20 protein-coding genes are annotated in these 24,162 nt (G+C 68.9%); 15 read left to right on the forward strand and 5 right to left on the reverse strand.

The window, feature by feature from the left end:
- The first annotated feature begins 18 nt into the window (after window positions 1–18).
- The 3 genes from bioH to bioC are packed head-to-tail and all read left to right on the forward strand — an operon-like array spanning window position 19 to window position 2,504.
- On the forward strand, window positions 19–798 hold the full coding sequence (gene bioH / locus ACS0OT_RS18860; RefSeq protein WP_262220239.1) for a pimeloyl-ACP methyl ester esterase BioH: 780 nt from the start codon (window positions 19–21) through the stop codon (window positions 796–798).
- Window positions 799–827: 29 nt separating this feature from the next.
- A complete protein-coding gene (locus tag ACS0OT_RS18865) occupies window positions 828–1,607 on the forward strand; it encodes an SDR family oxidoreductase (protein ID WP_164092990.1) in 780 nt (259 codons plus the stop codon).
- Between the two features lie 12 nt (window positions 1,608–1,619).
- Window positions 1,620–2,504 carry a malonyl-ACP O-methyltransferase BioC gene (gene bioC, locus ACS0OT_RS18870; protein ID WP_005420131.1) on the forward strand — a complete coding sequence of 295 codons (885 nt, stop codon included), beginning with the start codon at window positions 1,620–1,622 and terminating at the stop codon, window positions 2,502–2,504.
- Window positions 2,505–2,726: 222 nt separating this feature from the next.
- Here bioC and ACS0OT_RS18875 read toward each other — a convergent pair whose 3' ends face one another.
- Window positions 2,727–3,371, reverse strand: coding sequence for a YdcF family protein (locus tag ACS0OT_RS18875; RefSeq protein WP_425604235.1), 645 nt, complete (start codon window positions 3,369–3,371; stop codon window positions 2,727–2,729).
- Window positions 3,356–4,318, reverse strand: a complete 963-nt coding sequence (locus tag ACS0OT_RS18880; protein WP_262090177.1) for a pyridoxal-phosphate dependent enzyme — start codon at window positions 4,316–4,318, stop codon at window positions 3,356–3,358. The genes ACS0OT_RS18875 and ACS0OT_RS18880 overlap by 16 nt, the downstream gene beginning before the upstream one ends.
- Window positions 4,319–4,478: 160 nt before the next feature.
- On the opposite strand from ACS0OT_RS18880, the gene ACS0OT_RS18885 reads away from it, so the two are divergent.
- A complete protein-coding gene (locus ACS0OT_RS18885) occupies window positions 4,479–4,970 on the forward strand; it encodes a hypothetical protein (protein WP_053496813.1) in 492 nt (163 codons plus the stop codon).
- Window positions 4,971–5,512: 542 nt separating this feature from the next.
- On the forward strand, window positions 5,513–7,402 hold the full coding sequence (mnmG, locus tag ACS0OT_RS18890) for a tRNA uridine-5-carboxymethylaminomethyl(34) synthesis enzyme MnmG (RefSeq protein WP_005420137.1): 1,890 nt from the start codon (window positions 5,513–5,515) through the stop codon (window positions 7,400–7,402).
- Between the two features lie 207 nt (window positions 7,403–7,609).
- Here mnmG and smeC read toward each other — a convergent pair whose 3' ends face one another.
- The 3 genes from smeC to smeA are packed head-to-tail and all read right to left on the reverse strand — an operon-like array spanning window position 7,610 to window position 13,380.
- Entirely contained in the window at window positions 7,610–9,025 is a 1,416-nt protein-coding gene (gene smeC / locus ACS0OT_RS18895) for a multidrug efflux transporter outer membrane subunit SmeC (protein WP_188248106.1), read from the reverse strand.
- Window positions 9,022–12,171, reverse strand: coding sequence for a multidrug efflux RND transporter permease subunit SmeB (gene smeB / locus ACS0OT_RS18900; protein WP_164092986.1), 3,150 nt, complete (start codon window positions 12,169–12,171; stop codon window positions 9,022–9,024). Before smeB ends, smeC begins: the two co-directional genes overlap by 4 nt.
- A 12-nt stretch (window positions 12,172–12,183) precedes the next feature.
- Window positions 12,184–13,380, reverse strand: coding sequence for a multidrug efflux RND transporter periplasmic adaptor subunit SmeA (smeA, locus tag ACS0OT_RS18905; RefSeq protein WP_065177884.1), 1,197 nt, complete (start codon window positions 13,378–13,380; stop codon window positions 12,184–12,186).
- 128 nt (window positions 13,381–13,508) lie between these two features.
- Here smeA and baeS point away from each other — a divergent pair, with 128 nt between their 5' ends.
- The 10 genes from baeS (at window position 13,509) to ACS0OT_RS18955 (ending at window position 24,117) form a co-directional block, all read left to right on the forward strand.
- Entirely contained in the window at window positions 13,509–14,900 is a 1,392-nt protein-coding gene (gene baeS / locus ACS0OT_RS18910; protein WP_065185875.1) for a sensor histidine kinase efflux regulator BaeS, read from the forward strand.
- Entirely contained in the window at window positions 14,897–15,586 is a 690-nt protein-coding gene (locus ACS0OT_RS18915; RefSeq protein ID WP_065177883.1) for a response regulator, read from the forward strand. Before baeS ends, ACS0OT_RS18915 begins: the two co-directional genes overlap by 4 nt.
- Window positions 15,587–15,733: 147 nt before the next feature.
- The gene (locus tag ACS0OT_RS18920; RefSeq protein ID WP_005420149.1) at window positions 15,734–16,555 is read left to right on the forward strand and encodes a nucleotidyltransferase domain-containing protein; all 822 of its coding nucleotides are present in this window, start codon (window positions 15,734–15,736) and stop codon (window positions 16,553–16,555) included.
- A gap of 164 nt (window positions 16,556–16,719) precedes the next feature.
- Window positions 16,720–17,250, forward strand: a complete 531-nt coding sequence (locus ACS0OT_RS18925; RefSeq protein ID WP_065185876.1) for a gamma carbonic anhydrase family protein — start codon at window positions 16,720–16,722, stop codon at window positions 17,248–17,250.
- A gap of 123 nt (window positions 17,251–17,373) precedes the next feature.
- Window positions 17,374–18,063 (forward strand): RDD family protein, encoded by a 690-nt coding sequence (locus tag ACS0OT_RS18930; protein WP_005420157.1) that lies wholly within the window; start codon window positions 17,374–17,376, stop codon window positions 18,061–18,063.
- Window positions 18,060–19,052 carry a stage II sporulation protein M gene (locus ACS0OT_RS18935; protein WP_065177881.1) on the forward strand — a complete coding sequence of 331 codons (993 nt, stop codon included), beginning with the start codon at window positions 18,060–18,062 and terminating at the stop codon, window positions 19,050–19,052. The genes ACS0OT_RS18930 and ACS0OT_RS18935 overlap by 4 nt, the downstream gene beginning before the upstream one ends.
- Entirely contained in the window at window positions 19,042–20,658 is a 1,617-nt protein-coding gene (locus ACS0OT_RS18940; protein WP_164229303.1) for a DUF4129 domain-containing protein, read from the forward strand. The genes ACS0OT_RS18935 and ACS0OT_RS18940 overlap by 11 nt, the downstream gene beginning before the upstream one ends.
- Window positions 20,655–21,839: a DUF4350 domain-containing protein gene (locus ACS0OT_RS18945; protein ID WP_065177879.1), complete on the forward strand. Its 1,185-nt coding sequence runs from the start codon at window positions 20,655–20,657 to the stop codon at window positions 21,837–21,839. The genes ACS0OT_RS18940 and ACS0OT_RS18945 overlap by 4 nt, the downstream gene beginning before the upstream one ends.
- Window positions 21,836–22,822 (forward strand): AAA family ATPase, encoded by a 987-nt coding sequence (locus ACS0OT_RS18950; protein ID WP_005411535.1) that lies wholly within the window; start codon window positions 21,836–21,838, stop codon window positions 22,820–22,822. The genes ACS0OT_RS18945 and ACS0OT_RS18950 overlap by 4 nt, the downstream gene beginning before the upstream one ends.
- A complete protein-coding gene (locus ACS0OT_RS18955; protein ID WP_442255934.1) occupies window positions 22,819–24,117 on the forward strand; it encodes a DUF58 domain-containing protein in 1,299 nt (432 codons plus the stop codon). The genes ACS0OT_RS18950 and ACS0OT_RS18955 overlap by 4 nt, the downstream gene beginning before the upstream one ends.
- The last annotated feature ends 45 nt before the right edge of the window (window positions 24,118–24,162 follow it).

Raw genomic sequence — 24,162 nt, forward strand, 5'->3', positions numbered from 1 at the left:
GCCTGCTGTCGTTTTCCCATGCATATCGACGTCACCGGCCAGGGGCCGGACCTGGTACTGATCCATGGCTGGGCCCTGCAGGGCGGTGTGTTCGCACCCTTGGTGCAGCGCCTGGCCGACCGGTTCACCCTGCATCTGGTTGATCTGCCGGGCCATGGCCACAGCCGCGAAGACACCACGCCGTTGCGCCTGCCGTTCGTGGTGAACGTCATTGCCGCGGCCACGCCGCCGGCGGTGTGGTGCGGCTGGTCACTGGGCGGCCTGTTCGCACTGCACGCCGCCGCAACGCTTCCGAAAGTGCGCGGGCTGGCGATGATCGCGGCCACGCCGCGCTTCGTGCGCGGCCACGACTGGCCGCATGCGGTGGAGCCGGCGGTCTTCGAGCAGTTCGGGCGCGAGCTGGCGACCGATTTCGGTGGCACCCTGGAACGCTTCCTGGCGCTGGATGTGATGGGCTCGGCGCACGCCCGCGAGGAGCTGCGCACGCTGCGCCAACGCCTGGTTGAGCGCGGCGCGCCCACCGAACGGGCCCTGCTGGAAGGCCTGCGCCTGCTGGAAAGCACCGACCTGCGCGGCGCATTGCCAACACTGGGCAAACCCAGCCTGTGGATCGCCGGCCAGCGCGACCGGCTGGTGTCTCCGGCGGCGATGCAGGCCGCTGCGGCATTGGCCCCGGGTGCGCAGGCGCTGACCATCGCCCATGGCGGCCACGCGCCCTTCCTCGGCCATGCCGACGAGGTGGCCAGCGCCCTGCAACACTTCGTTGCCGGCCTGTCACCGGCCGATGGCGGACAATGAGCGCCTTCCTCATTCCACGGGATTGACGCATGGATCTGGGTATCAACGGCCGCTGGGCACTGGTCTGCGGCGCAAGCAAGGGCTTGGGCCTGGGCTGCGCGCGTGCGCTGGCGCGCGAGGGCGTCAACGTGGTGATCGTGGCCCGTGGCGAGGCTGCACTGCAGGTCGCTGCCGAAGAGCTGCGTGCACTGCCCGGTGCCGCTGAGGTGCGCGCGGTCGCCGCCGACATCACCACCGACGCCGGTCTTGCCGCGGCGCTGGCCGCGTGCCCGCAGGTGGACATCCTGGTCACCAATGCCGGTGGCCCGCCGCCAGGCGACTTCCGCACTTTCGAGCGCGACGACTGGATCGCCGCGCTCGACGCCAACATGCTGGCGCCGATCGCGCTGATCCGCGCCACCGTGGACGCGATGATTGCGCGTGGCTTCGGCCGCATCGTCAACATCACCTCGTCGGCGGTGAAAGCGCCGATCGACATCCTGGCGCTGTCCAACGGTGCACGCAGCGGCCTGACCGGTTTCGTCGCCGGCCTGTCGCGCCGCACCGTCGCGCACAACGTCACGATCAACAACCTGCTGCCCGGCCAGTTCGACACCGACCGCCTGCGCGCCAACTTCGCCCACACTGCGGGCAAGGACGGCGATGCCGGCGAAGTGGCCGAACGCCGCCGCCAGCAGATTCCCGCCGGCCGCTTCGGCACGGCGGACGAGTTCGGCGCCGCCTGCGCCTTCCTGTGCAGCGCACACACCGGTTACCTCACCGGGCAGAACCTGCTGATCGACGGCGGCGCCTACCCCGGTACGTTCTAAGAGACTTTCGCAATGCCGTCCCACTTCGATGCCCGCCATGTCCGCCGCGCATTCGCGCGTGCCGCCACCAGTTACGACGCTGCCGCCGCCCTGCAGCGCGAGGTGCAGTCGCGGCTGATCGAATCGTTGGACTACCTGGAGGCACGCAAGCCCGAGGTGGTGCTGGACATCGGCGCGGGTACCGGCCACGCCAGCGCGTTGATGAAGAAGCGTTGGCCGAAGGCGCAGGTGATCGCGCTGGATGTGGCACTGCCGATGCTGGACCAGGCCAAGCGCCAGGCCGGCTGGTGGAAGCCGTTCCAGCGCCTGTGCGGCGACGCCGCCGCGCTGCCGCTGGCCGACAACAGCGTGGACGTGATCTTCAGCAACCTGTGCCTGCAGTGGGTGGACGACCTGCCGGCGGTGTTCGCAGGCTTCCGTCGCGTGCTCAAGCCCGGTGGCCTGCTGCTGTGTTCCACCTTCGGCCCGGAAACCCTGATCGAACTCAACGAGGCCTTCGCGGCCGCCGATGACCGCCCGCACGTGAGCCGCTTCGCGCAGATCGCCCAGTTCGGCGATGCGCTGATGATGGCCGGCTTCCGCGACCCGGTGCTGGACCGCGATCTGTTCACCCTGACCTACGACGACCTGCCCTCGTTGATGCGCGAGCTGCGCGCGATGGGCGCGACCAATGCACGGGTGGATCGCCGCCACACGCTGACCGGGCGTGGCCGTTTCGCTGCGGCGGCAGCGGCGTATGAACCGATGCGGCGCGCCGACGGCAAGCTGCCCAGCAGCTGGGAAGTGATCTATGCCCATGCCTGGGCACCGGACCCGGGCGCACCGATCCGCGAAGGCGGGCATGACGTGGCCTCAGTGCCGGTTTCGGCGATTCCGATCCGGCGCAAGCAGACCTGATCGTCTGGTAGTGCCGGCCGCTGGCCGGCAACCTCACGATTCCATGGTGGGCATCTGCCGGCCAGCGGCCGGCACTACCAGATGCGACGCCATACGCGAATCGCTCTGGTGGGTGCCGACCTTGGTCGGCACAGTGCCGGCAACCTCACGATTCCATGGTGGGCGTCTGCCGGCCAGCGGCCGGCACTACCGCATGGCACCCGCCCAAATCAGGTTTCCGCCTCAGTTGTTGGCCGGCGAACTCAGCGGCGGCCGCACCAGGTCGCGGTGGAAGAAATAGATTTCCTGCACCAGGAAGCGCCAGCTGGTGTGGAAGCTGCGGAAGCGCGTGCTGGGCGTGGACGAGGCAAGTGCATCGATGCCCAGCGCCCTGCTCAGGCGCAGCGCGCGCGCCATGTGCAGCGGATCGCTGACGATGATCACCCGGTGCAGGTTGCGCTGGTCCATCAGCCGCTTGGCTTCCACCAGGTTCTGCACGGTGTTGCGCGAGGCAGTCTCGATCAGGATCGCATCGTCCGGCACGCCGTGCTTGAGCGCATAGCGCCGCGCCACCTGTGACTCGGAAAAGCGCGCGCCGGTACCACCATAGCCGCCGGTGAAGATCAGCAGTGGCGCGAACTGGGCCTCATAGAGATCCAGCCCGTGACGGATGCGTTCTTCGAATACCGGCGACGGCTTGGCGTCATAGGCCGCCGCACCGAGCACGATGATGGCGTCGGCCTTGGCCGCCTGGTCACGCTCGCCGACCCAGACGATCCAGGCAGTCACGCCCAGCAGCCAGATCACCAGCAGGACAAACAACCGCCACAGCCAGCCCAGCAGGCCAGTGCGATGCCGGTGCCGGTCGCGGCTCACGGCGCGCCCCAGCGCAGTGCGGGCAGGTCGACGTTGCCGCCGGACAGCACCAGGCCCACGCGCAGGCCGGCAAAACGCTGAGGCTGCGCCAGCACCGCGGCGAGCACGGTCGCCGATGACGGCTCGACCACCTGCTTGAGGACCTCCCACAGCAAGCGCATCGCCGCCATCGTCGCCGCGTCATCGACCACGATCACCTCGGCGTTGGCCGCACGCAGCAGCTCGAAGTTGGGCGCGCCGATCAGGGTGCGCAGACCGTCGCAGATCGTGTCTGGGGTGAACGCCGCCTGGCGCTCGCCAGCGGCCAACGAGCGCGCGGTGTCGTCCGCGCCGGCCGGCTCGGCCAGCACCAGCCGGGTCTGCGGGCTGGCGAGCTGCAGGGCCCGCGCGGTGCCGCTGGCCAGGCCACCGCCGCCCACCGGCACCACCAGCACGTCGAACGGGCCGTCGCTGTTCAGCAGCTCCAGTGCTGCGGTGCCCTGCCCGGCCATCACCGCCGGGTCCGCATAGGGATGGACCAAGGTCGCGCCGGTATCAGCCTGCACTTTGGCGCAGGAGGCCTCGCGGTCGGCGATGGTTGGCGGGCAGCGCCAGAGCGTGGCGCCATGGCGGGCGATGTTGGCCAGCTTGGCCGCCACTGCACCTTCGGGCACCACCACGTGGCAGGGAATGCCACGGGTGCGCGCGGCCAGGGCCAGGGCGGCGCCGTGGTTGCCGGAGGAATGGGTGACCACGCCGGCGCCGGCGCGATCGGCATCCAGCGACCACACCGCATTGCAGGCGCCGCGGAACTTGAATGCGCCACCGCGCTGCAGATGCTCGGCCTTGAACGCCAGCTGCGCGCCGGCCAGCGCATCCAGCGTGCGCGAGCGCAGCACCGGGGTCACGCTGGCGTGCGGCGCGATCCGCGCAGCGGCAGCCAGGACATCATCGGCACGGGGCAACAGTGAATCGCTCATGACGCAAGATTAACGTATGGCTCCCTGCTGGCGACCCCGGCACAGGTCATGCCAGCATGGCAGCCTTCACCTCCATTCATCCTGGACAGTGAAGTTAAGGGCCGATTCAACGCCTGCGCATGAAGCTCACTGTACAACCCGTCCTCTGGGGGGACCCACCATGAAAACGCGCCTGATGCTTGCCGGTGGCCTGATGCTGGCCCTGGCCGGCTGCACCACCTACGACTATGTCGGCGGTGGCCGCAGCGGCAGCTACTACCACGGTGCGCCGTCGGTGGAGTACCGCTACCCCGCCGGCTATCCCTACAACTACGGCTACCCGTACTACGGCGGCTATGGCGGCTACTACGGCGGCTATGGCAATCCATATTACTCGCGCCCGATCTACCGCCCGCCGCACAACCACCGCCCGCCACCGCGCCCACCCGGCAACGGCGGCGAGAACCGCCCGCCGCCGCCGTCGCGGCCGTCGTACAACGGCGGTTCGCCGTGGCGGAACATGGACTCGATGCGCCGACCGCCGCAATCGAACATCCAGCCCTCTGCGCCTCCGCCGCCGGCCCGTCCGGCTCCGGCGCCGAGTGCGCCAAGAATGAACGGTTCCCCCTGGCGCAACATGGATCGTGGGACGCAGCGCACAGTTGAGCGCTGAACCGTCTTGCATTTCACACGGTCCAAGCCGCACTCTACGGGGCCAGTGACGGCCCGCGTCACAAAGTGACAAAAACGACACGGGCCGCCGCAAAAAGCTCTACGTCGATATCCGACAGGAACATCTGGATCCCCCCTGTTCCGGCCCTGTCGGATGTCGGCACCTCTGAAAGCAGACGGCCCCGCAGTGCGGGGCCGTTTGTTTTGCGGGGTCGTCAACCGGCGGCCGCAGCTTCCGTAGATCCACGCCATGCGTGGATGGCGGCCTCCCGATAGCGCCAAAAAACAGGGCCGGGCAGTCCCCCGACTGCCGGCCCCCTGCTCCCCCACCGTGCGCCTGTACCGGCCCCTGTTCCAATTCCGGTCACGGGCGCCTGCGGCGCCAGCCACGGTGGGTGCTATTGGGTTATCTGCAAAAATCCTGCCAACTTTAGGGCTGATTTCGACGGGAGCCGGCCGGCGCCGACGTCGCGGCCCCGAATGGCGCTAAAATCGCCACCCCGGTGCCGCCCCGGCCGCGCCCGCCCCCAGCTGAACAGCCCCATGAACCCGTCCTTCCATCGTTACGACGTCATCGTCATCGGCGGTGGCCACGCCGGCACCGAAGCCGCGCTGGCCGCGGCCCGTACCGGCGTGCGCACCCTGCTGCTGACCCACAACATCGAAACAGTGGGCGCGATGAGCTGCAACCCGGCCATCGGCGGCATCGGCAAGGGCCACCTGGTCAAGGAAATCGACGCCCTGGGCGGTGCGATGGCGCATGCCGCCGACCGCGCCGGCATCCAGTGGCGCACGCTCAACGCCTCCAAGGGCCCGGCCGTGCGCGCCACCCGCTGCCAGGCCGACCGCAACCTGTATCGCATGGCGATCCGCGCCATCGTCGAAGGCCAGGCCAACCTGACCGTGTTCCAGGCCGCCGTCGATGACCTGGTCATTGAAGGCGACGCCGTGCGCGGGGTCATGACCCAGACCGGCCTGCGCTTCGACGCCGGTGCCGTGGTGCTGACCGCCGGCACCTTCCTGGCCGGCAAGATCCATGTCGGCCCGACCCAGTACGCCGCCGGCCGCATGGGCGACCCGCCGGCCACCACGCTGGCGGCGCGCCTGCGCGAGCGTCCTTTCCAGGTGGACCGCCTGAAGACCGGCACGCCGCCGCGCATCGATGGCCGCTCGCTGGACTACAGCGTGATGGACGAGCAGCCGGGCGATTCGCCGCGGCCGGTGATGTCCTTCCTCGGCTCGGTGGACGAGCATCCGCAGCAGGTCAGCTGCTGGATCACCCACACCACCGAGCAGACCCACCAGATCATCCGCGACGCGCTGCACCGCTCGCCGCTGTACAGCGGCCAGATCGAAGGCATCGGCCCGCGCTACTGCCCGTCCATCGAGGACAAGGTGGTGCGCTTCGCCGAAAAGGCCAGCCACCAGATCTTCGTCGAACCCGAAGGCTTGGGCATCGTCGAGATCTACCCCAACGGCATTTCCACCTCGCTGCCCTTCGACGTGCAGCTGGAGATGGTGCGCAGCATCCGTGGCTTCGAGAACGCGCACATCACCCGCCCGGGCTACGCCATCGAGTACGACTTCTTCGATCCGCGCGGGCTGAAGGCGTCGCTGGAAACCAAGCTGGTCAACGGCCTGTTCTTCGCTGGCCAGATCAACGGCACCACCGGCTATGAAGAAGCCGCCGCGCAGGGCCTGCTGGCCGGCCTCAACGCCGCACGCCAGGTGCGTGGGCTGGACGGTTGGTGCCCGCGCCGCGACGAGGCCTACCTGGGCGTGCTCGTGGATGACCTGATCACCCACGGCACCAACGAGCCGTACCGCATGTTCACCAGCCGCGCCGAGTACCGCCTGCAGCTGCGCGAGGACAATGCGGACCAGCGCCTGACCCCGACCGGCCGCGAGATGGGCCTGGTGGATGACCGTCGCTGGGGTGCGTTCGAGACCAAGCAGGCCGCTGTTGCTGCCGAGCGCGCACGCCTGGGCGCGCTGTGGGCGACCCCGGCCAATGCGCTGGGCCGCGAAGTGCAGGACACGCTGGGCGTGGCGGTCAGCCGCGAGACCAACGTGCTGGACCTGATCAAGCGCCCCGAGCTGGATTACGCGCAGCTGATGCAGGTGCCATCGCTGGGGCCGGCCGTGGCCGACGCCAAGGTGGCCGAGCAGGTGGAGATCGGCGTGAAGTACGCCGGCTACCTGGACCGCCAGCGCGAGGAGATCGAGCGCCAGCAGCGGCATGAGGCCACGCCGATCGCCGAGGCGTTCGACTATGCGACCGTGCGCGGGCTGTCGGCCGAAGCACTGCAGAAACTGGAGCGGGTGCGCCCGCAGACCATCGGCCAGGCGCAGCGTATTCCGGGCATGACCCCCGCAGCGATCTCACTGCTGCTGGTGCACCTGGAGCGCGCGCGCCGCGGCCGCGTGGCGTAACGCGGGACCGTCCGCTTCTGGTGGGTGCCGGCCTCGGCCGGCACGAATCATCCGATAGCGATACTCCGTGCATGTGTGCCGACCAAGGTCGGCACCTACCAAGGCCTCCCGCTCCGGTAGATCCACGCCATGCGTGGATGAAGGCCTCCGTGCCGACCAAGGTCGGCACCCACCGGAGCGGAAGACGCACCCACATTGGCGAACGCGCTAGCGTGCGTCGGCGCCGCCGCCCAGCACCTTGAACAACGTCACCCGGTTGCCCGCCTCCTGCTGCTGCAGCGCGATCAGGTCCTGCTGCGCGGCAAACAGGCTGCGTTGCGCATCCAGTGCCTGCAGATAGCCGTCCAGCCCGGTGCGGTAACGCGCATCGGCCAGCGTGTAGCTGCGCTGGTTGGCGGCCACCCGCGCGCGCTGTGCGTCCATCTGCACGGTCAAGTGATCGCGCGTGGCCAGCGCATCGGCTACTTCACTGAAGGCCTGCTGGATCGCCTTCTCGTACTGCCCGATGCCGATGTCCTTGCCGATCTTCGAGGCATCCAGCGATGCCTTCAGCGCGCCGGCGTGGAAGATCGGCGCGGTGATGCTGGGCGCGAACGACCAGCCACGGGTGCCGGCCGAGAACAGCGTCGACAACGCGGTGGAGCTGTGGCCGTAATTGGCGGTCAATGTCAGCGTCGGGAAGAATGCAGCGCGCGCGGCACCGATATCGGCATTGGCCGCCTGTAGTGCGTGTTCGGCGGACAACACGTCCGGGCGCTGCAGCAGCACGCTGGACGGCAGGTTGGCCGGCAGCGGCGCCAGTGCCACGCTGCCATCCAGCGCCTGCGCGGTTGGCAGCAAGGCCGGATCCAGCGGCGCCCCTACCAGCAACTGCAATGCATCGCGATCCTGCGCCTGCTGCGTCTGCAGCTTGGCGAGCGCACCGCGCGCGGCTTCGACGCTGGTCTGTACCTGCGACAGGTCCAGGCCCGAGGCCAGGCCTTGGGCGTGGCGGGCCTCGGTGCGCTGCAGGGTCTGCTGCTGGCTGTCCAGGGTCTGCCGGGTGAACGCCAGTGACTGCTCGTCCGCTGCCAACGCCAGCCACGCCGTGGCCACTTCGGCCACCAGGCTGGTGCGCGCGGCGCGCTGGTTCTCGGCGCTGGCCAGCCAGTTCTGCAGGGCCTCGTTCTTCAGGCTGCGGATGCGTCCGAACAGATCCAGTTCCCAACTGCTGATACCCACCTGCACGGCATCAGATTCGGTTACCTGGGTGGCACCGGTCTCGCTGTTGGCATCACTTACCCGCGAGCGGGTGACACTGCCGCTGGCATCCACCGACGGCAGCAGCGCCGCGCGCTGAATGCGGTACTGCGCGCGTTCCTTCTCCACCTGCAGCATGGCCACGCGCAGGTCGCGGTTGTTCTGCAGCGCCAGCGCGATCACCTGCTGCAGGTGCGGCTCGAGGAAGACTTCGCGCCAGGCTGGCACCGCCAGTGCTGGCTCGGCCTCGGCCGTGGCGGCATTGCCGAATTGTGCCGGCACCGGCGCCTCGGGCCTCTGGTAATGCGGCGCCATGCTCACGCAGCCGCCCAGCACGGTGGTCATCGTTGCGGCCGCAATGGCGCGCAGCAGCGTCGCCTTCATGGGCTTGCCTCCGGGGCAGTGGCTTCGGCAGGCGCGCGGCCCGGGAACAGGCGGCGCACGAGCAGGTAGAACAACGGCACGAAGAACATGCCCAGCACCATCGAGGCGACCGTGCCGCCGGCCACGCCGGTACCCAGCGAGCGGCGCGCGGCCGAGCCAGCGCCGGTGGCAAACATCAGCGGCAGCACACCCATCAGGAACGCCAGCGAGGTCATCACGATCGGCCGCAGGCGCAGATAGACGGCCTGCAGGATCGCCTCGCGGGTGCTCCTGCCCTGCTGTTCAAGGATGCGCGCGAACTCGACGATCAGGATGCCGTTCTTGGCCGCCAGGCCAATCGTGGTCAGCAGGCCGACCTGGAAGTACACGTCGTTGTTGAGGCCACGCAGGTTCATCATCAGCACCGCACCAAACACGCCCACCGGCACCGCCAGCATCACCGCGAACGGCACCGCCCAGCTTTCATACAGCGCGGCCAGGCACAGGAACACGAACAGCAGCGAGATGGCGTACAGCATCGGCGCCTGATTGCCCGACAGCTGTTCCTGGTAGGCCATGTCCGACCAGGCATGGCTGAAGCCTTCCGGCAGCGCGTCGGCCAGGCGCGCGATCTCGGCCATCGCCTCGCCGGAACTGACGCCCGGCGCGGGCTGGCCGGTGATCTCCATCGCCGACACGCCGTTGTAGCGCTGCAGCGCGGCCGGCGCGCTGGTCCAGTGCGCGCTGACCAGCGACGACAGCGGCACCATCTGGCCGGCCTGGTTGCGCACGCTCCAGCGCTCGATGTCCTGCGGCTGCATGCGCGCTTCGGCGGTGCCCTGGATGAACACCTTCTTGATGCGGCCCTTGTAGATGAAGTTGTTGACGAAGTCGCCGCCCAAGGCCGCATTCAAGGTGTCATTGATGTCCTGCGGATTCACGCCCATGGCCTGCGCCTTGGCGTCGTCCACCTTCACCGCATACACCGGCGCGTCTTCCAGGCTGGCGTAGCGCACGTTGACCAGCTTCGGATCCCTGGCGGCCTCCTTCAGCAGCGTGTTGCGCGCGGCCACGGCGGCGGCATGGCCGGCGCCGCCTTCGTCCTGCAGTTCCAGGGTGAAACCGCCCGCATCGCCCAGGCCAAGGATGGCCGGTGGCGAGGTGATGAACACCTGCGCATCGGGCACGCTGGCCATGGCCGCGGTCAACCGTGCGGCAATGGTGTCGGCGTCATCCTTGCGGTCATCCCAGTCCTTCAGGCGGATGAAGGCCTGGCCGACGTTCTGGCCGCTGCCGGTGACACTGAAACCGGCGGTGGCCTGGATCGACAGCACGCCGTCGTCCTTCACCGCAGCGGCACTCAGGCGATCCATCACCGCGCGGGTCTGCTCCAGGGTGGCACCGGCCGGCAGCTTCACCAGCGCGTTGAGCATGCCCTGGTCCTCGTCGGGCAGGAACGCGCCGGGCAGGTGCCACAGCAGCAGGCCGGTGGCCACGCTCAGCGCCAGGTAGAACAGTACGCCCAGCGTGCGCCGGCCAAGGAAGCCATCCACCCGGCGACGCAGGCCGTTGGAGGTGCGCTCGAAACGGTGGTTGAACCAGATGAAGCACTTGCCCAGCAGGCTCGGCTCGCCGCCGTGGTCGCCATGCGGATGGCCGCCTTTGGGAATCTGGTGCAGGATGCTGCCGCACAGGGCCGGGGTGATGGTCATCGCCACCAGCACCGACAGGATCATCGCAGCGGCAATCGTCACCGAGAACTGGCGATAGATCACGCCGGTGACACCGCTGAAGAACGCCATCGGCAGGAACACGGCGGTCAGCACCAGCACGATGCCCACCAGCGCGCCGGTGATCTGGCCCATCGCCTTCAGCGTGGCCGGCTTCGGCGCCAGCCCTTCGAAGGTCATCACCCGCTCCACGTTCTCCACCACCACGATGGCATCGTCCACCAGCAGGCCGATGGCCAGCACCAGTGCGAACATGGTCAGGGTATTGATCGAATAGCCAAATGCCGCCAGCACGCCGAAGGTGCCCAGCAGCACCACCGGCACCGCGATGGTCGGGATCAGGGTGGCGCGCCAGTTCTGCAGGAACAGGTACATCACCAGCACCACCAGGATGATCGCCTCGATCAGGGTGATCACCACTTCCTTCAGCGAGATGGTCACGAACGGCGTGGTGGTGAACGCCACGTGGTAGGTGTAGCCGTGCGGCCAGTACTTCTGCAACTGCTGCAGGCGGGTCTCGATGGCCTTGGACACGGCGATGGCATTGGCGCCGGCATTGAGCTCGATGCCCAGCGACGCCGACGGCTTGCCGTTGAAGGTGCTGATGCTGTCGTAGCTCTCCGGCCCCAGGCCGATCGTCGCCACGTCGCCCAGGTGCACTACGCTGCCGTTGGCATCGGCCTTCAGCACCACCCGCGCGAACTGTTCGGGCGTGTGCAGGCGGCTGCGCGCGGTGACCGTGGCGTCCAGCTGCTGGCCCTTCAGTGCCGGCTGGCCACCCAGCTCACCGGCCGAGACGTCGGTGTTCTGCGCCTGCAGTGCGGTCTCGATGTCCGACGGCATCAGCGCGTACTGGCGCATCTTCTCCGGGTCCAGCCAGATGCGCATGGCGTATTCCTGGCCGATCGGCTGGATGTTGCCGACACCACTGACGCGGCTGATCTGGTCGTCGATGCGCGCTTCCATGAAGTTGGCGACATCGAAGTTGTCCATGCTGCCGTCTTCGCTGGTGAACGACAGCACCTCGAAGATCGAACCACTGGACTTGGTGATGGTCAGGCCGTTCTGCTGCACCGCCTGCGGCAGCGTCGCCATCGCCGCCTGCAGCTGGTTCTGCACCTGCACCTGCGCGGTGTCCGGATTGGTGCCGGTGGCAAACACCAGGTTGACCTGCGCCGAGCCATCGGAGGCGCTGGTGGAGGTCATGTACATCAGGTGGTCCAGGCTCTGCTGGGACTGCTCGATGACCTGGGTGACCGCGTTTTCCACGGTCTGCGACGAGGCGCCGGTGTAGGTGGCGCGGATGGTGATGGTGGGTGGGGCGATCTGCGGGTAGCGGTCCACCGGCAGGATCAGGATCGCGAGCAGGCCGAGCAGGCTGACCGCGATGGCGATCACCCAGGCGAAGATCGGCCGGTCGATGAAGAAACGAACCATGCGCGGCAGGCCTCAGTGCGACGTTTCGTCGGTATTGCCGGTCGGGTCGATCGCCGGCATTGCGGCCAGCTGCGCGGTGGTGGCCGCCACCGCCTGCACCTGCTGGCCAAGCGCTACCGCGCTGCCGTTGCTGACGATCACCCGATCGCCAGCCTTCAGCCCCTGCGTGATCTGCCACTGGTTGCCCACTACCTGGCCGGTGCTGACCCGGCGCTCGACCACGCGGTCCTTTGCGTCGAGCAGGCGCAGCAGCGGCTCGCCACGTTCATTGCGCAGCACCGCCTTCTGCGGCACCAGCAGGGCGCGCGCATCGGTGGCCATCGGCAGCACCGCCCTCAGGTACATGCCTGGCAGCAGCAGGCCCTCCGGGTTCGGAATGACCGCGCGCAGCACCACGTTGCCGGTGCCCGGGTCGACTGCGCTGCCGACAAACTCCAGGGTGCCTTCATGCGCGTACGTGCTGCCGTCCTCCAGCAGCACCTTCACCTGTGCCTTGCCGTCGATGGCTTTCACCCGGCCGGCATCGAGCTGCTTGCGCAGCGCCAGCATCTGCGTGCTGGACTGGGTGACATCCAGATAGACCGGGTCCAACCGCTGGATGGTTGCCAGCGCCGCGTCCTGGCCGGCGGCGACCAGCGCGCCAGCGGTGACACTGGACGTGCCGATGCGGCCATCGATCGGTGCAGTAACCCGGGTGTAGTCGAGGTTGATGCGGGCCGCCTGCAGCGCAGCGCGCGCGGCGATCACATTGGCCTGGGCCTGCTTCAGTGCCGAGGTGGCATCGTCGGCGTCCTGCTTGCTGGCCGCATCCATGCCCAGCAGCGTGCGGGTGCGCTCGGCCTTCGGCTGCGCCGACAACACAGTGGCCTCGGCCTGCGCCAGCTGGCCACGCGCGGTATCGAAGGCGGCCTGGTACGGCGCCGGATCGATCTGGTAAAGCAGCTGGCCGGCCTTGACCTGCTGGCCTTCGGTGAACAACCGCTGGCGGATCAGCCCACCGACCTGCGGGCGCACCTCGGACACCTCGAACGGTACGGCGCGACCGGGCAGGGTCTGTTGCAGGGCCAGCGGCTGCACGCTGGCAGTGATGACGCCCACTTCAGGGGTGGCCGGGGCCTCGGGCCTGCCCGCCGAGCAGGCCGCCAGGGCCAGCAGCAGGGGCAGCAACAGCGGACGGGGGGAGCGGGACAGCGGGCGCAGGAGTGACATGGGGGGCGTGGGGGCCTTTCGTTGACCCGTGCACGCTGCCGTGGAACTGTGCAGAGAATATGGAGATTGTGCGACCGGCTCAGCGGGCGCTTGCTTTCGGCGCCGCATGCGCCGCTAATGGCCCCGCGATGGCGAAGATTCGACTCAAATTCGGCCTGACCGCGAAGACCTTCCTCGCGATCTTCACCGCCTGCCTGCTGGTGCTGGCAGTGAACGGTATTGCCAGCCGCGTGGCGTTCCAGACCGGCTTCCTGGACTACCTCAATGACCAGGGCGACCTGCGCATGCAGCGCGTGATGCCGCACCTGCAGCGCGAGTACAGTGCGCACGGCGGCTGGGAGCACCTGCGCGGCGACAGTGACCGCTGGGCGCGGCTGCTGCGCCCGGATCTGGCCCATGGGCACGAGGGGCCCGTGCCACCGCTGTCCGACCAGACCGGCGTTCCCTCCCGCCTGGGCCTGTTCGATGCACAGCATCGGTTCGTAGCCGGCAACCCGGACGCCACCAGCGACGACGAGCCGCACGCCGTGCAGGTGGACGGGCACACGGTCGGCTGGCTGGGCATGGTGCCGTTCCAGACCGTCATCGCCACCAACGACCTGAACTTCTACAACACCCAGATGCGTGCGTGGTGGGTGATCGGCATCGCGCTGCTGCTGGTGACGGTGCTGCTGGCCTGGCTGGTATCGCGCGCGCTGCGCCAGCGCCTTGCCAAACTGGCGGCGGCCACCCACCGGCTCGCCGCTGGCGACTACGCCACCCGCATCGAGCGCACCAGCGATGACGAGCTGGATGCACTGGTCAACGACTTCAACCGGATGGCGCAGGCGCTGGACGACACCGAGCGCAACCGCCGTGCCTTCATCGCCGATATCTCGCACGAACTGCGCACGCCGCTGGCGGTGGTTCGTGCCGAACTGGAAGCCATCGAGGACGGCATCCGCCCGCTGGACCGCGCCAACCTCGGTGCCCTGCAGGGCGAGATCCGCCAACTGGGCAAGTTGATCGACGACCTGCACGACCTGTCGATGACCCAGTCCGGCGGCCTGGCCTACCGCTTCGCACCGCTGGACCTGGCGGCGCTGCTGAGCAGCGAGCTCAATGGCATGCGCGTGCGCTTCTCCACGGCGGGGCTGGCACTGGAGGAGAACCTGCCCGCCACACCGCTGCAGGTATCCGGTGACGAACGACGCCTGCAGCAGGTGCTGGCCAATCTGCTGGAAAACGCATTGCGCTACACCCACGCCGGGGGCCGCGTACGCGTGCAGGCAGCGCGCGTGCCTGCCGGCGTGCAGCTGATCGTGGAAGACACCGCGCCAGGCGTGCCGGCCGACAAATGCGCGCTGCTGTTCGAGCGCTTCTACCGGGTGGAGAGTTCGCGCAACCGGGCCAGCGGCGGCAGCGGGCTGGGCCTGGCCATCAGCCACAACATCATCCTCGCCCACCACGGCCTCATCCACGCCGAGCCATCGCCGCTGGGCGGGCTGCGCGTGGTCATTACCCTGCCGGAGCCTGCATGAGCCCGTCCCCCGCCGCGTCCGCGAAGATCCTGATCGTCGAGGATGAGCCACGCCTGGCCTCGGTGCTGCGCGACTACCTGGCCGCCGCCGGGATGACCAGCGAATGGGTGGACGATGGCGGCCAGGTGATCGACGCATTCGCGCGCTACCAGCCCGACCTGGTGCTGCTGGACCTGATGCTGCCGCAGCGCGATGGCGTGGACCTGTGCCGCGAACTGCGCGCCAGCAGCGATGTACCGGTGATCATGGTCACCGCACGGGTGGAAGAGATCGACCGCCTGCTGGGCCTGGACATCGGTGCCGACGACTACATCTGCAAGCCGTTCAGTCCGCGCGAAGTGGTCGCACGGGTGATGGCTGTGCTGCGCCGCTACCGCCCGGACCCCGTTGCGCGGGCCAACAGCGGGCTGCATATCGACGAACCGGCAGCCCGCGCTACCTGGAACGGCAAGGGCCTGGACCTGACCCCGGTCGAATACCGCCTGCTGCGCACGCTGCTGGCCACGCCGGGCCGGATCTGGGCGCGCGACGAGCTGCTCGACCGCCTCTATCTGGACCACCGCGTGGTGGTCGACCGCACCGTCGACAGCCACGTGCGCAACCTGCGCCGCAAGCTGGCTGACGCCGGCATGGAAGGCGAACCGATCCGTTCGGTGTATGGCATGGGCTACAGCTACGAGCCGTGATCGCGTTCGCCGGGCTTGGCCCGGCGCTACCCCGTCATGCCTCGTCGACGAACGTCACCCTCTGGTAGCGCCGGGCCATGCCCGGCGAGCGCAGCGATGCAGACCTGCGCTACAGTCGAGAACGCTCGACATTAAGAACACAACTGCATGGACGACATCCACCCGATCGCGCCGGACAAGCGCGCCGCCATTCTTTCCAGCCTCGCCGACATCGAACAGCGCCACAATGTGCGTGTGCTGCTGGCCTGCGAATCCGGCAGCCGTGGCTGGGGCTTCTCTTCGCCGGACAGCGACTACGATGCACGCTTCATCTACGTGCATCGCCAGCCGTGGTATCTCAGCGTCAACGAGAGCACCGGCCCGGGCGATGCGCAGCGCGATGTGATCGAGCTGCCGATCGACGATGAGCTCGATGTCAGCGGCTGGGACCTGCGCAAGGCACTGCGGCTGGTCTCAAAATCCAATCCGACACTGATCGAATGGCTGCGTTCGCCGATCGTGTACCGGCAGGATGACGCTGCGGTGGCACTGCTGTGGGAAGCGGCCCAACGCTTCTACTCACCCTTGGGCAGCTGGTGGCACTACATGAGCATGGCCAGGACCACACACAGCCGCCACCTGGGTGAGCCCACCATCAGCACCAAGAAGTACCTGTATGTGCTGCGCGCCCTGCTTGCCTGCCAGTGGATCGAGAGCGAGCCCACGCCGCCGCCGATGGCCTTCGAGGATCTGCTGGACCGGTTGCTGCCGGACGGCCCGGTGCGCCACGCCATCGACGCATTGCTGGTGGTCAAGCGCGCCAGCGCCGAGGTCAGCGCTCGTCCGCGCATCGCGCTCATCAGCGAGTACATTGACCATGCGATGGCCGTTCGCGCGGCGCAGGCCCCGCAGCTGCCGGCCGGACAGGGCGACAGCGCCTGGCTGGACGTGCTGTTCCGGCGGATGCTGGCCGAGCACGCGCCGTCCTGAGCGGTTGCACCCGTTTCTGGTAGCTGCCGACCTTGGTCGGCACCGAGATCACCATCCACGCATGGCGTGGATCTACTGTGTATCCGCGCGGCCCCAAGGCGGTACCTTCCCCAGCGGACGCACGCGTATCATCGTCGCGAACGCCCTGATTTCCGGAGACACCGATGAACCCGCTGCGCCCCTTCCGCGACAAGATGCCCATCCTCGGCGAGCGCGTGTACATCGACCCGGCCTGCACCGTCATCGGTGACGTGGAGCTGGCCGAGGACGTATCAGTGTGGCCGGGCACGGTCATCCGCGGCGACGTCAACTACGTGCGCATCGGGGCGCGCACCAATGTGCAGGACGGCACGATCATCCACGTCAGCCACCACAGCCCCTACAACAAGGCCGGCTACCCGACCCTGATCGGCGAAGGCGTGACCGTCGGCCACGGCTGCATCATCCATGCCTGCACGATCGGCGACTACAGCCTGATCGGCATGGGCGCCTGCATCCTCGACGGTGCGTGCGTCGAGCGCCATGGCTTCGTCGGCGCCGGTGCGGTGGTCGGCCCGGGCAAGGTGGTTGGCGAAGGCGAGCTGTGGGTGGGCAATCCGGCCCGCCCGGCGCGCACGCTGAGCGACAAGGAGATCGAGTCGCTGCACTACTCGGCCGACCACTACGTGCGGCTGAAGGACGAATACCTGGGCTGAGCAGCCAACGCCGCCATGCGGCTCTGCTAAAGTCTGGGCCCGACCAGGACCTGTCGAGACCCCCATGCCTGTGGCTGCCTGCCGGAGAGGACTCCGGCGCCCACAACGAAGGCCATCGCACTGATGGCCGCACCGATGCTCGATACCTACCGCGAGGTGGTGACGCCGGAGGGTGTGCCGCTGCAGCTGCCGGCAGCCGGCCCGGTGCCACGGGCGATGGCGTGGCTGGTGGATCTGGGCGTGCGCATCGCGGTACTGGTGGTGATGTCGATTCCACTGGCACTGCTGGATTCGTTCGGCTCCGGGCTCGGCCTGGTGCTGATGTTCCTGGTGTACTGGGCCTACCCGATCGTCTGCGAAGCGCTGTGGGGCCGTACCCTCGGCAAGCGCGCGCTGGGCCTGCGCGTGCTTGCGCGCGATGGCGCGCCGGTAGGCTGGATGCCTGCCATCACCCGCAACCTGCTGCGCACCGTGGACATGCTGCCGTTCGGCTATGCACTGGGCCTGATCAGCAGCCTGTTCGATCCCCATGGCCGTCGCCTGGGCGATCTGGTGGCCGGCACCGTGGTGGTGCATGCGCCCGTGCTGTACCTGCCGCCTCCGCCCACCATCGACAGCGTGCTGGCCCCGCCGCAGCCGCTGCGACCGGAAGAGCAGGCCGCGCTGATGGCCTTCGCCGAGCGCGCGCCACGGCTGTCGGCGGCCCGCCAGCAGGAACTGGCCGGCATCGCCGAACCGCTGACCGGCACCCACGGCCAGGTCGGCGTACTGCGCTTGTATGCCATGGCCAACTGGCTGTTGGGGCGGCGATGAAGCAGGAGCAGTTCGTCGCCCGCTACCAGCAGGAATGGCAGGACCTGGAACACTGGCTGCTGCTGCGTGCTGGTGCTGCGCGCCGCACGCGGCGCAAGGCCAGCGCGCTGGCAGTGGACGACGCCGCCTTCCCGCAGCGCTACCGGCGCCTGTGCCAGCAGCTGGCACTGGCCCGCGAGCGCGGCTACAGCCCGCAGCTGGTGCAGCGCCTGCAGCAGTTGATGCAGCAGGGCCACAGCGTGCTGTACCGCACGCCGCCGACGCGCTGGCGCGGTGCACTTGAATTCCTGGTGGCCGACTTCCCGCTGCTGGTGCGCAGCCAGGCGCGCAGCATGTGGGTGGCACTGGCGATGTTCGCGCTGCCGGCGGTGGCCTGCTTCGTGCTGGCGCAGCTCTACCCGGACCTGATCCACATGGTGATGGACAACCGCCAGATCGCCGAGATGGAGCGCATGTACGATCCAGCGGCCGAGCGCCTCGGGCGTGACAGCGGCACGGACTGGATGATGTTCGGCCACTACATCCTGAACAACATCAGCATCGCCCTGCGTACCTTCGCCAGTGGTCTGCTGGCCGGCCTGGGCACGCTGCTGGTGCTGCTGTTCAACGGCGTGATCATCGGTTCGGTGGCCGGCCACCTGCAGCACATCGGCCATGGCGATCCGTTCTGGCGCTTCGTCGCGGGCCATGGTGCGTTCGAGCTGACCGCGATCGTGATCGCCGGCGGTGCCGGCCTGCAGTTGGGCATGAAACTGCTGGCCCCCGGTCGGCGCAGCCGCCTGGATGCCCTGGTCGAAGGCGGCCGCATCGGGGCCCGGCTGTGCCTGGGCGTGGCGTTCATGCTGCTGGTGGCCGCGTTCATCGAAGCGTTCTGGTCGTCGATTGCCGAAGTGCCGGCGTGGGGCAAGTTCAGCGTGGCCGGCGTGCTGTGGGCCGGCGTGCTGCTGTGGCTGTGGCGCGGCGGGCGCGGAGGCGGCAATGCGCATTGACCGCCTGGACGTGGCGCTGCGCGCGCGCAGTGGCTGGGAAGCAATGGAGCTGGGCAGCGCCCTGTCGCGCCGCCACGCGCGTGCGGTATGGGGCAGCTGGCTGCTGGCCAGTGCACCGCTGTTCGTGATCTTCAACGCGCTGGGCTGGTGGCTGGATGCGTTCGGCTGGGCCTGGCTGGCGATGTGGTGGTGCAAGCCACTGTTCGAGCGAGCGCCGCTGTACGTCCTGTCGCGCGGCATCTTCGGTGAGCCGGTGGGCGCGCTGGCAGCGCTGCGCGCGCAGCGCAGCTGGGGCAATGCAGGCTTCTGGGGCTACCTGGGCTGGCGCCGCTTCAGCGTGCTGCGCAGCCTGTGCCTGCCGGTGAACCTGCTGGAAGGCAACGCGCCGGCCCAGCGCGGTGCACGCCGCCGCGCCGTGGCGGCCGGTGCTGCGGGCGCCGCCGTCGTGCTGACCGTGGCCTGCATGGCCTTTGAAGGGGTGCTGGTGTCCGGTGCGATCGGCGCGGTGTTCATGTTCATGCCACTGGAGCTGATGTCCGAATCATGGCGTGCCGCATGGGACATGATCGGCCAGGACACGCCTGCCTGGGCGCAACTGGGCTTCAACCTGGCGTGCTGGCTGGCATCGGTGCTGATCGGACCGTTCTATGTCGGCGCCGGCTTCGGCCTGTACTTGAACCGGCGTACGCAGATGGAAGCGTGGGACGTGGAGATCGCGCTGCGCCGCCTGCGCGAGCGGCTGCTGCCGGCAGCATCGACGCTGGCGCTGCTGCTGTGCCTTGCCCTGCCGCTGGCCTTCGCGCCAGTGCATGCGCAGGACGCGCAGACGGTCGCTGGGCAGGCCGGCGATGCCGAAGGGGACGAGGACAGCGCGGAAGAACCCGCCACTGCGGCCAACGACCCGGCCAATACGCCGGAGGTGATCTTCGGTGCGGCGCCGGTGGACACCGCCGGTTTCCGCCAGGCGGTGAACCGCGCCTATGAAGATCCGCTGCAGCGCCCGACCCGCCAGGTCACGCGCTGGAAGCCGATCGAACAGGCCGAGGAAAAAAAGAAGGAAGACAAGGCGCTGCAGAGCGACGGCAGCAGCAAGGGCGAGCGCAGCAACCGCAAGGCCGGCATTGCCTGGCTGGCGCGCCTGGCCGAGTGGGGCCTGTGGGCCCTGCTGGGCGTCCTGCTGCTGGTGCTGCTGCTGACCGCACGGCTGTGGCTGCCGTGGCTGCGCGGCAGTGGCCGGCGCAAGGCCGACGCTGTACCGCAGGTGGTGGAGGAACAGGTGGAGCTGCCGGTCGTGCTGCCGCCGGACGTGGCCACCCAGGCCGGCCTGCTGTGGGACCAGGGCCGGCCGCGTCAGGCGCTGGCCCTGCTGTACCGCGCCAGCGTGCGCACGGTGGGCGAGCGCAGCGGCATCGCGCTTCCGCCCGGTGCCACCGAAGCGCAATGCCTTCGCGCCTCGCGGCGCATGCCCGATGCCACCGACCGTGACCTGTTCGCGCGCATCGTGCGCATGTGGCAGTACGCCGCCTACGGTGGCCGCCTGCCCAGCCGCGCCGATTTCGATGCACTGGCCGACACTCTGCGCCAGCAGTACCGGTGGCTGGCATGAGCCCGCGCCTGTTCTGGTCGCTGTTGCTGGGCGGGCTGGTGCTGCTCGGCGTACCGCTGACGATCCTCTACCTGCGCACGCATGAGCGGGTGACCGAGACCGTGCAGCTGCCGCCGCAGGGCGAAGCTGGCTACAACCCGCTGTACGTGCTTGGACAGGCCCTGCGTGCCGATGGCATCGACGTGCACTCGCGGCCGCGGCTGGACCTGCAGCAGATGGCGCTGGGTCCGCGCGACACGGTGGTGCTGCTGCAGGACAGCAGCGAACTGCCGGCACCGGCGGCCAGGGCCCTGCTGGCCTGGGTCGATGGTGGTGGCCATCTGCTGGTGCGCACGCCGCCACCCGCAGAGGACGACGCCAGCAGTACGCAGGGACCGCTGCTGGACCAGCTGGGCGTGGACAGCCTGTACCAGCAGAGCGACTGCCAGCCGTTCCACGTCATCGACGATCCCAGCCATGTGGAGTTCTGCGGTGGTCGTCGCTTCACGCTGGGCTTTGCCGCCCGTACACACACCGAACGGCGTTGGGGCAACGAGCGCAACCTGGTGTTCGCGCGACTGCGCCACGGGCAGGGCAAGGTGAGCGTGCTGGCCGACATGGCGTTCATGCGCGGCGAGGTGGATTCGCCGGCAGCACGCCTGGCGTCGGCTGCGGGCAAGGCCAGCGACGGCCTGCACGATCTCTCGCACCGCGACCTGACCCGCTATCTGCTCGATCCGAACTACGGCAAGGGCACTTTCTGGCTGGTCTACGCCAGCCGCCCGCCGTCGCTGTGGGCGCGCCTGTTCTACCAGGGCTGGCCGGTGTGGGCGCCGCTGCTGCTGGCCCTGCTGGGCTGGCTGTGGGGCCGTTCGCAACGCTTCGGCAGCCGCCTGCCGTCGCCGGTGCTGGAACGCCGCTCGCTGCTGGAACACGTGCGTGCCAGCGGCGAGCTGCTGCTGCGCTTCGGCCAAGGCGCGCGCCTGTATGACGCCGTGCTCGCCCTGTTCCTGCATCGCCTGCGCCTGCGCGCACCGGTGGCCGCCGCACTGGACGGCGCGCCGCGCGAACAGGCCATCGCCGAACTGCTGTCCTGGCCGCAAGGCCGCGTTGCCAGCGCGCTCACGCCCCCTCCGCCGCACGATTCCTCCGCCCTGCGCGAGCGCATCCGCTTGCTGCTCCAGATGAGATCCCTGCTATGACCGAAGTCCCCGAGCTGCCGGCGGCCGCCAACGCCCGCCTGATCGAACGCGTCGATGCCATCCGCGATGCCGTCGGCCACGCCTTCATTGGCCAGGCCGATGTACTGGACCAGATCCTGGTGGCGCTGCTGGCCGGTGGCCACGTGCTGATCGAGGGCGTGCCCGGGCTGGGCAAGACCCTGCTGGTGCGCGCACTGGCACAGGCCCTGGAACTGGATTACGGCCGCGTGCAGTTCACCCCCGACCTGATGCCCAGCGACGTCAGTGGCCACGCGGTGTACGACCCGAAGAGCGAGAGCTTCAAGATCCGCCGTGGCCCGGTGTTCACCAACCTGCTGTTGGCCGACGAGATCAACCGTGCGCCGGCCAAGACCCAGTCGGCACTGCTGGAAGTGATGCAGGAAGGTCAGGTGACCATCGAAGGCAAGGCGTTCACCCTGGCGCCGCCGTTCATGGCGCTGGCCACGCAGAACCCGCTGGAGCAGGAAGGCACCTACCCGCTGCCGGAGGCACAGCTGGACCGCTTCCTGCTGAAGGTGCTGATCGACTACCCGCAGCTGGAGGACGAGAAGCGCATGGTGACCGCGATCACCAGTGGCCGCGCCGCCAGCGATTTCGACCTGAGCCAGGTGCCACGCGTACTCGGTGCCGGCGAACTGCTGGAACTGCAGCGCGCCACCGCGGCGATCACCGTCGATGACGAAGTGATCGACTACGCAGTACGCATCGTCGCGGCGACCCGGCAGTGGCCGGGCATCGCGGTCGGCGCCGGCCCACGCGGCAGCATCGCGCTGGTGCGTGCCTCGCGTGCGCAGGCGGTGCTGGCCGGCCGCGACTTCGTCACGCCGGACGACGTGCGCGACATTGCTCGCCCGGCACTGCGCCACCGCATTGCACTGGCCCCGGAGCTGCAGATCGAAGGCCAGGACGCCGACGACGTGCTGGGCGCACTGCTGGCCAAGGTGGAAGCACCGCGCCGATGAGGCCTGCCCCGCTGCTGCTGGCGCTGCTGCTGGCCTGGGCCGCCCTGGGCGGCCTGGTGCTGGGCGGGTTGCTGCCGCGCTGGAGCTGGGCGCTGGCCGCCGTGGCCATCGCGCTGCCTGCGCTGTTCGACCTGTGGCGCCAGTCGCAGCGCCCGTCGCCGCAGGTACAGCGCGAACTGCCCGAAGCGCTGGCGCTGGGCGTGCGCCGCGAGGCGGCGCTGCGGCTGCAGGCCGAGCAATCGATGACGGTGCAGGTGTTCGACCTGGTCCCCGGCGGCTGGCCGCTGGAATCGCTGCCACAGCGCGTGCGCCTGCGGGCCGGTAGCGCCTCCACGCTGCACTACCACCTGCAGCCGCTGCAGCGTGGGCACTTCCGCTTCGAAGGCGTGCACCTGCGCATGCGCTCGCCTTGGCGCCTGTGGTGGCAGCAACGCACGCTGCCGCCCGCACTGGACGTGCGGGTCTATCCGAATTTCGTGCCGCTCACGCGCTTTGCGTTGTTCAGTGCCGACCAGGCCTCGCGGCTGGTCGGTGCACACGTGAAGCGCCGTCGTGGTGAAGGCACCGACTTCCACCAGATGCGCGAGTACCGCGTCGGCGACAGCCTGCGCCAGCTGGACTGGAAGGCCACCGCGCGTGCGCGCAAGCTGATCTCGCGCGAGTACCAGGACGAGAAGAACCAGCAGTTGCTGCTGATGCTCGACAGTGGCCGGCGCATGCTGGCCAGCGAAGGCGGTCTCTCGCACTTCGACCATGCCTTGAATGCCTCGCTGGTGGTGGCCTACCTGGCGCTGCGCCAGGGCGATGCCGCCGGCCTGTTCGCTGCCGGTGGCGAACGCCGCTGGGTCGCGCCGCAGCGCGGCATGGGCACGGTCGAGCACCTGCTGCGCGCCAGCTACGACCTGCAGCCACGCGCGGTGGCCACCGATTACCTGGCCGCTGCCACCGAGGTGTCGCTGCGCCAGCGCCGGCGAGCACTGGTGATGCTGGTCAGCAACGTGCGCGATGAAGACATCGAAGACCTGCTGGCGGCGGTGCGCCTGCTGCAACGGCGCCACCTGGTGTGCGTGGCCAGCCTGCGCGAGCGCGAGCTGGACGGCGTACTGGAGGGGGACGTGCAGACGCTGGAGGACGCCACCCAGGCCGGTGCCGCGGCGCTGTACCTGCAGCAGCGCGCGAAGGCGCACGAAGCGCTGCGCAGCGAGAAGGTGATGGTGCTGGACGTCACCGCCGACGCCCTGCCGGGCGCGCTGGTGGAGCGCTACCTGGCGGTGAAGCGCGAAGGGTTGCTGTAGCCCTGCGATTGACCGGCGCCGAGCATGGGCTCGGCTCTACAGACG

The organism is Stenotrophomonas maltophilia group sp. RY12688 (assembly GCF_052149045.1).
Taxonomy (GTDB): domain Bacteria; phylum Pseudomonadota; class Gammaproteobacteria; order Xanthomonadales; family Xanthomonadaceae; genus Stenotrophomonas; species Stenotrophomonas sepilia.

Coding starts and splice junctions, on each gene's coding strand:
- bioH (WP_262220239.1), top strand. CDS start 19: ATGCATATCGACGTCACCGGCCAGGGGCCGGACCTGGTACTGATCCAT.
- ACS0OT_RS18865 (WP_164092990.1), top strand. CDS start 828: ATGGATCTGGGTATCAACGGCCGCTGGGCACTGGTCTGCGGCGCAAGC.
- bioC (WP_005420131.1), top strand. CDS start 1,620: ATGCCGTCCCACTTCGATGCCCGCCATGTCCGCCGCGCATTCGCGCGT.
- ACS0OT_RS18880 (WP_262090177.1), bottom strand. CDS start 4,318: ATGAGCGATTCACTGTTGCCCCGTGCCGATGATGTCCTGGCTGCCGCT.
- ACS0OT_RS18885 (WP_053496813.1), top strand. CDS start 4,479: ATGAAAACGCGCCTGATGCTTGCCGGTGGCCTGATGCTGGCCCTGGCC.
- mnmG (WP_005420137.1), top strand. CDS start 5,513: ATGAACCCGTCCTTCCATCGTTACGACGTCATCGTCATCGGCGGTGGC.
- smeC (WP_188248106.1), bottom strand. CDS start 9,025: ATGAAGGCGACGCTGCTGCGCGCCATTGCGGCCGCAACGATGACCACC.
- smeB (WP_164092986.1), bottom strand. CDS start 12,171: ATGGTTCGTTTCTTCATCGACCGGCCGATCTTCGCCTGGGTGATCGCC.
- smeA (WP_065177884.1), bottom strand. CDS start 13,380: ATGTCACTCCTGCGCCCGCTGTCCCGCTCCCCCCGTCCGCTGTTGCTG.
- baeS (WP_065185875.1), top strand. CDS start 13,509: ATGGCGAAGATTCGACTCAAATTCGGCCTGACCGCGAAGACCTTCCTC.
- ACS0OT_RS18915 (WP_065177883.1), top strand. CDS start 14,897: ATGAGCCCGTCCCCCGCCGCGTCCGCGAAGATCCTGATCGTCGAGGAT.
- ACS0OT_RS18920 (WP_005420149.1), top strand. CDS start 15,734: ATGGACGACATCCACCCGATCGCGCCGGACAAGCGCGCCGCCATTCTT.
- ACS0OT_RS18925 (WP_065185876.1), top strand. CDS start 16,720: ATGAACCCGCTGCGCCCCTTCCGCGACAAGATGCCCATCCTCGGCGAG.
- ACS0OT_RS18930 (WP_005420157.1), top strand. CDS start 17,374: ATGGCCGCACCGATGCTCGATACCTACCGCGAGGTGGTGACGCCGGAG.
- ACS0OT_RS18935 (WP_065177881.1), top strand. CDS start 18,060: ATGAAGCAGGAGCAGTTCGTCGCCCGCTACCAGCAGGAATGGCAGGAC.
- ACS0OT_RS18940 (WP_164229303.1), top strand. CDS start 19,042: ATGCGCATTGACCGCCTGGACGTGGCGCTGCGCGCGCGCAGTGGCTGG.
- ACS0OT_RS18945 (WP_065177879.1), top strand. CDS start 20,655: ATGAGCCCGCGCCTGTTCTGGTCGCTGTTGCTGGGCGGGCTGGTGCTG.
- ACS0OT_RS18950 (WP_005411535.1), top strand. CDS start 21,836: ATGACCGAAGTCCCCGAGCTGCCGGCGGCCGCCAACGCCCGCCTGATC.
- ACS0OT_RS18955 (WP_442255934.1), top strand. CDS start 22,819: ATGAGGCCTGCCCCGCTGCTGCTGGCGCTGCTGCTGGCCTGGGCCGCC.